Source organism: Agrobacterium sp. DE0009, from assembly GCF_007680755.1.
Taxonomy (GTDB): domain Bacteria; phylum Pseudomonadota; class Alphaproteobacteria; order Rhizobiales; family Rhizobiaceae; genus Agrobacterium; species Agrobacterium tumefaciens_B.
Genome location: NZ_VEIU01000001.1, coordinates 1280114 through 1291865, shown reverse-complemented (window position 1 = coordinate 1291865; position 11752 = coordinate 1280114). Strand labels below are relative to the sequence as shown.

The window sequence follows — 11752 nt, the reverse complement described above, 5'->3', positions numbered from 1 at the left end:
CCTTCGCCACCCTTACCACCCCGGCAACATATGCCCGGCGCGCAGGCGCGGCATTTTTGGAAATGTCTTCACGTCACTGTCCATTTCGTCCACGACGGTCGTCGGCGAGATGTTGTCGAGGCAGGCGGTGATGTGGTCGGTGATCGCATTTACCAGCGAGGGTGATAGGCCCGGCCGTTTCATCAGACCGATTTGCACCGGCGGAAGGGGCGGAAATCCATCGGCAGCCGTCAGGACTTTCATGCCGGTGCGCAGTGCCGATTCCGGCAGAACCGAGACGGCCATGCCGGCGAGCACAGCGGCGGCGACGACGGTCGATGACCAGCTGGTAAACAGCACCTGATAATCCCGCCCGTCAGCGTCGAGCGCCGAGCAGGCAAGCTGGCGCCAGTGGCAATCCCGTCGCCCGACAGCGAGCGGCACGGGCGCATCATCCTTCAGCGGATGATTGGCGGAGCCGACCCAGCAGAGCGGCTCGGTGCGCACCACATCGGAGGAGCGTGCGCGCGGATTATGAGTGACAAGGGCGATATCCAGTTCGCCGCGCGCCATTTTTTCCGCAAGGCTGACCGACGGTTCACAGACGATATAAAGCTCGACATTCGGATGGGTCTTGGCGAAACGGCCGATGATCTCGGGCATGTAACGGTCGGCATAGTCATCGGGCGTGCCGATGCGCAGCGTGCCTTCCAGCCTGTTATCATCGAAAGCGGCTATTGCCTCGTTGTTGAGGCGGATGATGCGGCGGGCGTAGTTCATCAGCTTTTCACCCTCCGCCGTCAGGCGGTTACCACGCCCATCCTTGGCGAACAGCTGTTTGCCGATGCGCTCTTCCAGCCGCCGCATCTGCATGGAGACGGCCGATTGCGTCTTGAAAACGCGGTCCGCAGCCTTGGTGAAACTACCGGTGTCAACGATCGCGACAAAGGTATGCAGCTGGTCTATGTCGAGAGGTGCGGACATGGAAGTTCATCCATCAGAATGATTGATGCCTCACATTAGAAACATTCGTTGGACTGATCAATAGTCCTGCGACATTTTGACACCAAGCAAATCAGTATCAACCCGGGCCGGCCTGGCGTCAGCCCCCCAACTCAAGGCAGCTTCTCGCGCGTGGTGCGTCGGGGGCGGTGCCGCATCGTGCCGTTACGAAAGGATATGTATCATGCGCACGGCAGAACGGAGAATGGAACTGGAACTCGTAACCGCACGGCCGGGAGACGTTTGGCGTCGCGCCGCTGTGTTCGGTGTTTCCGGCGTTAAAACCGTCGCCAAGCGCATCTACAACCGTATCGTGGCGAATGGTCTCACGGACCTTGATGACCGTCTTCTTGCCGATATCGGGCTTGTGCGGTCGGATGTCAGCGATGCTCTCAATACCGGCCTGTTGGAAGATCCGACAACCCATCTCACCCGGGCCGCGCGCGACCGCGCCGTCACGCGTTTCAAGACGCTTTGAAATTCCGCCTCCGGCAGACCTCCAGCTGCCGGACCCGGCCTCCAGCCGCAAGGTTTTCCCCGCAGGGTGATTTGCCAATAGCCCTGCCTTTGCCCGGTGTCAGGCCCCTCGGCCGCACCGGGCTTTTTTATCGCCTGGCCTGAACTGACTGCCCGTTTTTCCGGCAAAACCTCAATATTGATACTCTTCGAACACCGGCAGCACCGAACCGCCCCAGCGGCCGTGATAAAGCGCCAGCAGGTCTTCGGCGAGCGTGGTCTTCTTGGCCAGAACCTCGTCGAGCGAAGACAGGAACACGGTCTCGTCCTGGCCTTCGCCATTCAGCCGTTTGCGGTTTTTCAGGCCGGTGCGGGAAATGTCGAGAACCTCGCGGGCGATACCAAGAAGCGACTTGCCGGCAATCTCTGCATTGAGCCCCTTGGCCGGTACGGCGTTGCGAAGCGCGATCACCTCGTCGAAACTCCAATCGGCGGTCAGCGCATCGGCAGCGTCCAGCGCTTGCCTGTCATAGAGAAGGCCGACCCAGAAAGCGGGCAGGGCGCAGATGCGCCTCCACGGCCCACCGTCGGCACCGCGCATCTCAAGGAAACGCTTCAGGCGCACATCGGGGAACAGCGTCGAGAGATGGTTCGTCCAGTCACCCATGGTCGGTTCCCATGCGGGGATTTCGCCCTTCAGCGCACCGTTCATGAACTGGCGGAAGGTGACATGGGTGCAATCGTGATATTTGCCGTCGCGCACGATGAAATACATCGGCACGTCGAGCGCCCATTCGACATAATCCTTGAAGCCGAAATCGTCGTTGAAGGTGAAGGGCAGCACGCCCGAGCGGCGATTGTCGGTATCGCGCCAGATATCGCCGCGCCAGGAGAGAAGACCGTTCGGCTTGCCCTCGGTGAAGGGCGAGGAGGCGAAGAGCGCCGTCGCCAGCGACTGCAGCTTCATCGAAACCCGCATCTTCTGGCGCATGTCGGCTTCGGATGAGAAGTCGAGATTAACCTGGATGGTACAGGTGCGGTACATCATGTCGAGACCCTTGGTCCCGACCTTGGGCATGTAGCGCGTCATGATCGCGTAGCGCGATTTCGGCATGCGCGGCGTCTCGTCATAGGTCCACAGCGGGCTGCCGCCGATGCCGAGGAAACGAATGCCCATCGGCTCTGCCACTTCACGCAACGTCGCAAGATGCTGGTTGGATTCCTTGCAGGTCTGGTGCAGGTTTTCGAGCGGTGCGCCCGATAGTTCGAACTGGCCGCCCGGTTCGATGGAGATGGCGCCCATGCCGTGCTGTTCGCCAAGGCCGATGATGTTTTCACCGTCCATGATCGGCTCCCAGCCGAGCTTTTCCTGCATGCCCTTCAAAAGGGCTGAAATGCTGGCCTCGCCGAAATAGGGAACCGGGCTGTTATCCTCGCGGAAAAAGGCGAATTTTTCGTGCTCGGTGCCGATGCGGAAATCGGCTTCAGCTTTGTTACCGCCCGCCAGATAATCTGTAAGCTCCGTCACGGAGGAGAGGGGGGTCTGGTCGGTCGTGTCGCGTGCCATGGCTTACCTTGTTATGACGTCTCTGTTGCGGCGAGGCATATGATTGGCAGATAGGGCCGGATCATATCCGCTGGCAAATGAATTTCTTTTAAAGATGCATGAAGCGCAATGGCTTCCCTCAGTTCCAGTCCCCGATGCAGGCCTGAATGACGGCAAGGGCGGCGACGGCGGCGGTATCGGCGCGCAGAATGCGTGGCCCGAGCGGTATAGGGGTCACAAAGGCAAGGCTGCGCAGAAGCGCGCGTTCCTCCTCGGAAAAGCCGCCTTCCGGCCCAACCAGCAGCGCAAGTTTACGTTCCTTCACGGCTTGCAGGACCGGTAGCGGATTTTGCCCCGCATCCCCTTCGTCGCAATAGATGATGCGCCGGTCCTCCGGCCAGGTCTCCAGCATCTCTTTCAGCTTCACCGGCTCTGCCACTTCGGGAAGAGACAGGATGCCGCATTGTTCGGCGGCCTCGATGGCATTGGCGCGCAGCTTCTCTGTGCTGTGGATTTTGCCCTGAACGTGCTGCGTCATCACCGGTTGCAGCACGCCCGCTCCCATTTCGACCGCCTTCTGGATGAGATAGTCCATCCGGCCGACCTTGAGCGGAGCAAAGAGATAGTGCAGGTCAGGCGCCTCTGGCTGCCGACGTGTCTGTTCGACAGGAATGAGCACGATCTTCTTGCGGCTGGGGAAGGAAAGCCGGGCCTTCCACTCGCCATCGCGGCCGTTGAACAAGAGGATTTCCGCGCCATCGGCCAGGCGCAGAACATTGGCGAGATAGTTGAATTGCTCGGCTGTCGCTTCCTGCCCGACCCCTTCGGCAAGAGTGTTTTCGATATAGAGACGTTGCATCCGGAAATTGGCGCGCATGGGATTTTCTGTATTCAGAGGAAGAGGAAGGACATGAGCCAATAGAGCAGCGCCGCAAGCGTTGCACTTGCCGGCACAGTGACCAGCCAGGCAGCAATGATCGTCATGAAGTGCGAGCGGCGGACAAGATAGCGCCGGCGCACTTCGGATGGATTGTCCGCATATTTATGAGCCCGGCGGGTTGGCTGGCTGGCTCCCGTCTGGACCAGCTCCTGCCGCCGCCGTGACGATTGCGTGTACCACTCGCGGAAGAAGCCGACACCGAACACCGCGCCGATCGCCGTATGGGTGGTACTGACAGGCAGGCCGAAGCGCGATGCAACGAGGACGGTCAGCGCGGTCGCAACCGAAACACAGAAAGCGCGCATCGGATTGAGCTTGGTGATCTGCTCGCCGACGAGGCGGATGAGACGTGGGCCATAAAGAAGAATACCGCAGGATAGCCCGAAGGCGCCGACCAGCATCACCCACAGTGGTGCGCGGGCCGATGTGCTGACAGCTTCATCATGCAGCGCCCGCACGATGGCGACCACGGGGCCGATGGCGTTCGAGACGTCGTTTGCGCCATGTGCGAAAGACATGAGCGCGGCGGCGAGAACCAGCGGCCACTGGAACAATATCCTGAGCGACTGGTTGCGGTTTTCCAGTCCCTGCGACTGCTTGCGGATGATCGGCACGCAGAGCCGCCAGGCAAGAATGCCTGTCACCAGTCCTATGAGGCTTGCGTGACCAAGGGACACATGCGTAAGCTGCCGCAATCCGACCCAGATAAGGTAGGCCATGAAAACACCTGCCATCAGGCCGATGAGAACGGGAACCCACAGCCGCGCCGAGCCAATCTTGTCCTCGCGGTAGATGATGAATTCCTTGATGAAGGCAAGGATGGCAATTGCGATCACGGCACTGATAAAGGGGGCGAGCACCCAGGCAAACGCGATGCTGGCCAGTGAATACCACTCGACCGCCTTTGCGCCATAGGCTGCCATGCCGGCGCCTGCAACGCCGCCGACGACCGTGTGGGTGGTCGAGATTGGTGCTCTGGTCCAGGTCGAAATGTTAACGAGCAGACCGGCGGCGAGAAGCGCCGATAGCATGGCCCAGGAAAAGGCGGTCCTGTCGGGGATGGTCCCGACATTGATGATGCCGCTTGAAATGGTCTCGACGACGTTGCCGCCCGTGATCAACGCGCCGGCAATCTCGCAGATAGCGGCAACGATGAGGGCGACGGCAAGCGGCATGGCCTTGGCGCCGACCGCAGGGCCGACATTGTTCGTCACATCGTTCGCACCGATGTTGATCGCCATATAAGCGCCGATGGCCGCAGCAACGATGATGATGATCGAACCGGCTGTGCCCGTCACGAAAGCGCCGGCAAAGAGCGCCGCAAGAACGACAAACATGAAGCCTGCGCCAATGCCGGCAAGCTGCTGTGTGACATGCAGCGTCGCCTCTTCGACACGGGTCAGCTTGTCGAGATCCTTGTCGAGCGTCGGCTTCATGTTCGATGGCGGCTTCGTTGCCATTCACACCTCGTTTGCCAGCATTCCCTTTCGTCCGGCAGCGTCGCAGGTTGAAGGCAATTTACAGAAAGACTGTTACATCTCGCACATCTTTCCAAAAGGAAAGACGGTAAGTGCGATGTCGGAGATCAAACTCCATCATGGCACTGCTTCGCTCGAAACGCTATTTCGAATGCGCCATCCGTTTGTCGAAAGCGAGCATGAGTGCTTTCAGTTCCGGCTCGTTCACCCGTTTGCCAGCTTCCCGGGGGCTGACCCATTCCAGCCGTCGGGATTCCTTTTCGGGAAAGCTGTCCTGCATCTCGGAAACCTTGAGCAGATGCACCTGAACCCTGCACGGCACGTTGATGCCGCTGTTCAGCTTTTTCTCGTAGCCGTAATAGCCGAAGGGGGCCTTCTCGACCGTGCCCTTGACGCCGGCTTCCTCATAGGCTTCCTGCTCGGCCACCGCATGCGCCTTCTTGTGGGCCATCGGCCATCCCTTGGGAATGACCCACCGCCCGGTGTCGCGACTGGTCAGCAGCAGGACTTCGGGCTCCGCATTGGTCTCGGACAATCGATAACATAGCGCCGCATATTGCTGTCGCGGCGGTCTGCGCAACATCAAGCCAACGTCTGTCGCCAATCGATTCAAGATTTTCAACCCGAATAGGTCCTCTCTGTCGTGCGGTGATAACAGATAATATAGGGAGGCCTTAGATTCGGCCAATCCCCTTTCCCCATAACCCACTGCTGTCTTCATGCTAATGGAGCTTTTTGGCAGATTGTCAGGGTCAATTGGCGAACAAAGTTTCGACCGGGTGGTTCCCGGTCGATCAATCGGAGCAGTAAGGTGCTTCTGGCCCACATTCATGCCACGCGACTGCAACCCTGTGATGACGCTTTGCAGGCGTTGTTTCAGGCGGGGTTGAGGCCCCAGTGCCTCAGGCCCTCGATCACGCCGTCTGCTTCTGTCGCGGCAGCGCGGAAAAATCTGTCGTCGTGATCGGCGAGGGAAGCGAGTTCCGGCAGGGCATTGCCGACAATCACGCCGCGCACGGTCGGCAAGTCGAACATCGCCTTGTCGTTGCCCGTATCGCCCGCAACGACCGCTTCATCGACGCCGATTCCGAGTTGCCCGCACAGCCAGGCAAGGGCAGCGCCCTTGTCGGCCGCTTTCGGGAGAATATCGAGGTCGCGTCCGCTGGAATAGACAATGCGGGCGTCGATCTCGGCCTCCGCGAGTGCCGTCTCGATCTCACTCAGGGCCGTTTCATCGGCGTCATGCAGGAACCAGCTGGATTTCAAGCCATGCTGGTAGCGCTCTTCCTGCATCGTCACGCCCGGAATTACAGCTATCACCTCAGCTATTCGGCCAGGATCGAACCCGTTGCCGAGAGACCTGGTGTAGGCAGTTTCAAGCGCTTCGTGTTGTCTTGCATGCAGCATCGTGCCGACGCCGCCGATGATGTAATCGGGCTGCGGCAGCGGCACCTCTTCCAGAAGGGCACGCTGGTCGTCGACCAATCGTCCGCTGTTGAAGACAAGAAGCGGACGATCGTCTTGGGGCAGCGCGTGCCAGAAGTCGCGGAACCGCCGCGTGGCGTCGTTATCGCCAACGACGGTTCCGTCCAGATCGGTGGAGAAAAGGCGAACCTGTTTCAATCGCCGTCATTCCATGGTTCGGCCCAGTCCGCTTCTTCCAGAACCGGCATCATCGTTCTGCCTTCCACGACGGCCAGAAGCTGCTGGGCAATTCCCGTCCAGGTGAACAGGCTGCGTGCCTTATGCGCCCCCATGCGGGAAAGACGCCCGTAAAGCCGCTCGTGCTTGAACGGCTTCATCATGGTGATGCCGAGATCTTCCTTGTCGAAAGGATCGGCAAACAGCGCATGACGACCATAACTGACAGCGCGGAACAGCCCGCCATGGATAGTCACGACGGTCGGCGTACCACTCGCCATCGCCTCGATGGCCGTCATGCCGAAAGGCTCGTAGCGGCTGGAAAGCACGAACAGATCGGCGGCGCGATAGATATCCGGCAAATCCTCATCGGCGACATAACCTGAAAAGGCCACCTTATCTTCCAGCCCGAGCGATTTTACCCGCTCCTTCAGCTGATTGAGGATCGTGGTTTCCTGCTCATCCATATTCTCACCGCCGACGGCGAGGTGCAAGCGGGCTTCCGGCTCGCGTTCGGCCAGAACCGAAAAACCGTCGATCAGTAGATCGTAGCCTTTGTTGGTGGCCAGTCGCCCAAGCGCCAGCACCACCTTGCCCTCGAAGCCGAAACGCTGGCGGATCATCTGGCGTGTCGCATCCGAAACCGGGAAGAAACGGTTGTCGTCATATCCCGGTGGGATCATGTGGATATGCTTGCGCTTCTGGCCGTAATCCTCGATCAGCACGTCGAGCTGCACCGGCGTGGTAGCGATGACCATGTCGCAGCTGCGGTAGATGATGAGTTCGTGCTGGATCCGCTCCTTGAAGTTGAACTCGAGTTCGAACGTATCGGACTTCTCGGGATAGTCCGTTTCCATCTGGCGTTTTTTCCAGATCCCCAGCGAATGCGGCGTATGCAGATGCGGGATTTTCAGCGCTTCCGAAAGCCGCTGACCGGCAACGCCGGCGTCCCAGTAGTGGCTGTTGATGAAGGAGTAGTTGAGGTCGTTTTTCTTGATGAAACGCAGTGCGTTTTCACACCATTCCATCAGGTGGCGGTGCAGATATTCCTTGGGAATGAAGTCACGTCCGCCGCAGGGGATGCGCACCACACGGACGCGCTCATCAACCTCGTCGAATTCCGGCTGGTCTTCGAAGCGGCGGGTATAAAGATCGACGGTGTAACCGAGTTGGCCGAGTTTGCGTGCAAGCTCAAGCACATAAACCACCTGCCCCCCGGTATCAGCCGCGCCCAGTGGCGGATGCGCGGCGACATAGCCATGCGTCGATATGAGAGCTATCCGCGGATAGCGTTCAGTTTCGCTCGTGGTTGTCATGGGTCCCATCTTGGTAAATTTTTCCAATTAACCCGGTAAAAAGTCCAAAGGGCACAAAAGGTTCCATCAAAAACGGAACAAAATGGATCGCGCGTTTCGCCGTGAAGCGGTTTCAGCCGCTGCGCTGCTGCTGTCGGAGGCGGGAAATCCGGTCCCATTCGCGGGCCTGATGGGCCTTCGCCGTCGTTTCCACAATGAAGTCGATATGCCCTTCCGCCGCCATCCTTGCCGCGACCGGATCAGCCGCGGCGATGGCATCATGAATGGCGACATGTTGCCGTAAAACCTCGTCATGCGCACCGGCGATGGAAAAGATGAGGTGACGGTTGTAGAAAATGTCGTCGCTGAGGAGCCGGTAGCAGGAGCGCAACGTATGCATCAGCACGATGTTATGCGCGGCTTCCCCAACCGCATTATGGAACTCGACGTCGCCGGAGAGCTCGTCGTCAAAGCGACCCTCCTCATGGGCTTCGCGCATCCTGTTAACAATCGCGGCAAGGTTGCGCCTGTCCGGTTCTGTTGCCCGCTGTGCGGCAAGTTCGGCGGCCATGCCTTCGATGGTGCGTCGGTATTCGAGAAAATCCCGCGTCGCCCGGCTATGGCGGGTGATCAGCGCACTCAATGGATCGGAGAATACCGGGCCAACGATATCGGCCACATAGGTGCCGCCGCCATGCCGACTCACAAGAAGGCCCCGGCTTTCGAGTTCCTTTAACGCTTCCCGCAGGATGGGCCGCGAGACGTCGAGGCGTTGCGCCAGTTCGCGCTCGCCGGGCAGTCGGTCGCCATCGCGCAAAATCCCGTCGAGGATCAGTTCTTCGACACGTAAGATCACCTCCTGCGATGTGCGGCTGTGCTCGATGCGCGCAAAAAGCATTTCGTCCATCGCAGAAGTCCCCGGCGAAATCCGCCCGTGTTTGATATCGTGTAAGGTATCAGGCAAATCTCGCACTGGTCAAATATTCTGTCCAGTTCTGTCTCGCGCTGTATCAATGCCTGCGGCAACACAGCATCTGCCTTTTTGAACTGGCTTTTGTTAAAGCGGTCGCCGACTGGGTCATGGCGGCGGATTTTTCCGTCAGGTGGATCAAAACAGTGACATCGGTGCCGATCGTGGTGTTGTCATCACAATCGATGCCTTAGACATCAGCCATAAAAGCGGGGACGGTATCGCAATGGCAAAGGGTAGATTTGCATTCGCAAGCGCGCCGGAACGGTCGCTGGCATTGGGCGAGGTGCATGCGCGGCCGACGGTGCTGCTTGCCCCGTCGCGCATCATCATCCAGCTTGCCTTCATGATGGATGGCGGCTCGTCCGTGCACCATTCGGTTATCGCGGAAATGTCGCGCAGCCGCGGTGTTGCCCCGCCGGAACGCGATGCGCGTCACCACGCCATGCCGTGGGGGCAGGGAACATTGCGCTGGGAGCGACATACCGAATTCTCGACCTGGTTCTGGGACGGTCCAGCGCCGGAAAAGTTCGGCGGCGAGATTGCCGGCGATCCTTTCGGCGACGGCTTTTCGCCGCCCGGTTCGCTGATCTCGGGCGTGCGGCTGGAAATTCGCCCGGAGAATGGTTCTACCTCGCAGGCGGAAGCAATCTTCGAGCCCACCAGCCTCTGTCATAGCGACGTGCGCGACGGTCAGGCGGCGATCCTCACCGATTTCCGCCAGGATCGCGACGGGCTGACGCAGATATTGGTGATCGACCGAGGCCTCAGCGATTACAGCCGCGGCGCGCTGGTGCAGCGCCTGCTCGACATCGAGACCTATCGCACGCTCGCCATGCTCGGACTGCCGATGGCGCAGACGCTGTCGCCGGAAATCCGCCGTATCGAAGATGGCTTGACCGGCATCACCCAGCGCATGAAGAGCGACGCCCGCGACGAGGCTGATGCATTGCTGGCCGAAATGACCCGGCTGGCTGCGGAACTGGAGGCCAATGCAGCGCTCAGCCTTTACCGTTTCGGCGCCAGTCGCGCCTATGACGGCATCGTGCGCGAACGCATCCGGGCGCTCGCGGAAACGCCGGTGCAGGGCCATGAAACCATGGGCAGCTTTCTGGAACGGCGCATGGCGCCAGCCATGCGCACCTGCCAGTCGGTGGAAGAAAGACAGGCCAACCTGTCGCGCAAGCTCTATCGCGCCACGGCTCTGGTTCGAAGCTGGATCGATGTGGAACTGGAACGGCAGAACACCGTGCTGCTCAATACCATGAACAAGCGCGCCGCCATGCAGCTTCGCCTGCAACAGACGGTGGAAGGTCTGTCCGTCGCCGCGATCTCCTATTATGTCGTCGGGCTCATCGGCTATCTTACCAAGGCGATCAGCCATGACGTGCTGCCGGTCGATCCCGCCGTCGTCACCGGTATTTCCGTTCCCTTCGCGGTGCTGGGCGTCTGGTGGGTCGTGCGCCGCATCCGCCGCTCCCATGCCGAGGGCGGCCATTAGGACGGTATCAACCCTGCTCCCAATAGGGTGAAGGCCCGTAGAGTCCGGCGAGATAATCGATGAACAGCCGCACCTTTGCCGGCAGAAACTGCCGGCTGGGGTAGACCGCAGACAGCGTCACGTTGCGCGAGCCCTCATATTCAGGCAGAACCTGCACCAGCTTTCCGCTGCGCAACTCATGGCCGATATCCCATGTCGAACGCAGCGCGATGCCAAGCCCTGATATAACGGCTTCGCGGATCACCTCGCTCGAATTGGTGACCAGCATGCCCTCCGGGCGAATGCTGAGCGCGCCGCCCGGCCCCTCCAGCCGCCAGACGTCGTTATTATGCGCGGGCAGGCAGCGGTGTTTCTTCAGATCCTCGATTGTCAGGGGCATGCCGTGCGCGGCAACATAATCAGCCGAGGCACAGAGCACACGTCGCACTGGCGCCAGCCTGCGAGCGACAAGGCTCGAGGAATTGAGATCGGCAATGCGGATCGCCAGATCGTAACCGCCTTCGATGATATCGATGAACTCGTCGCTGAGCACCAGATTGACCGAGAGATCAGGATGCCGCTCCATGAAGCCCTTCAAATGTGGCGCGATATGCATGCGCCCGAAGGAGGTAGGGGCGGAAACCTTCAGCGTGCCGTTGACGGTATTGGCCCGGCCGGACACAAAATCCTCGGCCTCTTCAAGGCCTTCGAGAACAGCCAGCACCCGCTCGTAAAAGCCTTGTCCCGCTTCAGTCAGAGAGATTTGTCGGGTGGTGCGCTGGAACAGTCGGGCGCCGAGCTTTTCCTCCAGCCGTTTAACGCGTTTGGAAATGACGGCGGGCGAATAGCCCAGTTCCTTGGCGGCGAGCGACATGCTGCCGGAGGCGGCGACGCTTGCGAAGACTTCCAGGTCACCCAGATTTGTCATAGTTGCCCCCGATTGTTTCCAGAATAGAAAAAATCCA

General features: G+C 59.8%; 11 protein-coding genes. 2 read left to right on the top strand and 9 right to left on the bottom strand.

Annotated elements, in window-relative coordinates; genetic code table 11:
• Positions 1-12 precede the first annotated feature (12 nt).
• Entirely contained in the window at positions 13-963 is a 951-nt protein-coding gene (locus tag FS804_RS06605) for a LysR substrate-binding domain-containing protein (protein WP_144575735.1), read from the bottom strand.
• A gap of 202 nt (positions 964-1165) precedes the next feature.
• Between FS804_RS06605 and FS804_RS06600 the strand changes: the two genes are divergently transcribed.
• Positions 1166-1459: a DUF1127 domain-containing protein gene (locus FS804_RS06600; RefSeq protein ID WP_144575733.1), complete on the top strand. Its 294-nt coding sequence runs from the start codon at positions 1166-1168 to the stop codon at positions 1457-1459.
• Positions 1460-1630: 171 nt separating this feature from the next.
• On the opposite strand, the gene FS804_RS06595 is transcribed toward FS804_RS06600, so the two are convergent.
• The 7 genes from FS804_RS06595 to FS804_RS06565 form a co-directional block, all read right to left on the bottom strand.
• Positions 1631-3004 (bottom strand): glutamate--cysteine ligase, encoded by a 1374-nt coding sequence (locus FS804_RS06595; protein WP_144575731.1) that lies wholly within the window; start codon positions 3002-3004, stop codon positions 1631-1633.
• A gap of 118 nt (positions 3005-3122) precedes the next feature.
• Positions 3123-3860, bottom strand: coding sequence for a 16S rRNA (uracil(1498)-N(3))-methyltransferase (locus FS804_RS06590; protein ID WP_186376679.1), 738 nt, complete (start codon positions 3858-3860; stop codon positions 3123-3125).
• Positions 3861-3874: 14 nt separating this feature from the next.
• The gene (locus FS804_RS06585; protein WP_144575729.1) at positions 3875-5383 is read right to left on the bottom strand and encodes an inorganic phosphate transporter; all 1509 of its coding nucleotides are present in this window, start codon (positions 5381-5383) and stop codon (positions 3875-3877) included.
• A gap of 160 nt (positions 5384-5543) precedes the next feature.
• On the bottom strand, positions 5544-5984 hold the full coding sequence (locus FS804_RS06580; RefSeq protein WP_063947685.1) for an NUDIX hydrolase: 441 nt from the start codon (positions 5982-5984) through the stop codon (positions 5544-5546).
• A gap of 293 nt (positions 5985-6277) precedes the next feature.
• A complete protein-coding gene (locus FS804_RS06575; protein ID WP_144575727.1) occupies positions 6278-7024 on the bottom strand; it encodes an HAD-IIB family hydrolase in 747 nt (248 codons plus the stop codon).
• The gene (locus tag FS804_RS06570) at positions 7021-8367 is read right to left on the bottom strand and encodes a glycosyltransferase family 1 protein (RefSeq protein ID WP_186376678.1); all 1347 of its coding nucleotides are present in this window, start codon (positions 8365-8367) and stop codon (positions 7021-7023) included. Before FS804_RS06570 ends, FS804_RS06575 begins: the two co-directional genes overlap by 4 nt.
• A 103-nt stretch (positions 8368-8470) precedes the next feature.
• Entirely contained in the window at positions 8471-9244 is a 774-nt protein-coding gene (locus FS804_RS06565; RefSeq protein ID WP_144575723.1) for a FadR/GntR family transcriptional regulator, read from the bottom strand.
• A gap of 289 nt (positions 9245-9533) precedes the next feature.
• Here FS804_RS06565 and FS804_RS06560 point away from each other — a divergent pair, with 289 nt between their 5' ends.
• Positions 9534-10808 (top strand): DUF3422 family protein, encoded by a 1275-nt coding sequence (locus FS804_RS06560; protein WP_144575721.1) that lies wholly within the window; start codon positions 9534-9536, stop codon positions 10806-10808.
• Positions 10809-10815: 7 nt separating this feature from the next.
• On the opposite strand, the gene FS804_RS06555 is transcribed toward FS804_RS06560, so the two are convergent.
• Entirely contained in the window at positions 10816-11715 is a 900-nt protein-coding gene (locus FS804_RS06555; protein ID WP_144575719.1) for a LysR family transcriptional regulator, read from the bottom strand.
• Positions 11716-11752: the final 37 nt, after the last annotated feature.

Excerpts from the sequence above, each read along its gene's own strand:
- FS804_RS06595 (WP_144575731.1), bottom strand. The coding sequence starts at position 3,004 with ATGGCACGCGACACGACCGACCAGACCCCCCTCTCCTCCGTGACGGAG.
- FS804_RS06605 (WP_144575735.1), bottom strand. The coding sequence starts at position 963 with ATGTCCGCACCTCTCGACATAGACCAGCTGCATACCTTTGTCGCGATC.
- FS804_RS06570 (WP_186376678.1), bottom strand. The coding sequence starts at position 8,367 with ATGGGACCCATGACAACCACGAGCGAAACTGAACGCTATCCGCGGATA.
- FS804_RS06555 (WP_144575719.1), bottom strand. The coding sequence starts at position 11,715 with ATGACAAATCTGGGTGACCTGGAAGTCTTCGCAAGCGTCGCCGCCTCC.
- FS804_RS06585 (WP_144575729.1), bottom strand. The coding sequence starts at position 5,383 with ATGGCAACGAAGCCGCCATCGAACATGAAGCCGACGCTCGACAAGGAT.
- FS804_RS06580 (WP_063947685.1), bottom strand. The coding sequence starts at position 5,984 with ATGTTGCGCAGACCGCCGCGACAGCAATATGCGGCGCTATGTTATCGA.
- FS804_RS06560 (WP_144575721.1), top strand. The coding sequence starts at position 9,534 with ATGGCAAAGGGTAGATTTGCATTCGCAAGCGCGCCGGAACGGTCGCTG.
- FS804_RS06600 (WP_144575733.1), top strand. The coding sequence starts at position 1,166 with ATGCGCACGGCAGAACGGAGAATGGAACTGGAACTCGTAACCGCACGG.
- FS804_RS06590 (WP_186376679.1), bottom strand. The coding sequence starts at position 3,860 with ATGCGCGCCAATTTCCGGATGCAACGTCTCTATATCGAAAACACTCTT.
- FS804_RS06565 (WP_144575723.1), bottom strand. The coding sequence starts at position 9,244 with ATGGACGAAATGCTTTTTGCGCGCATCGAGCACAGCCGCACATCGCAG.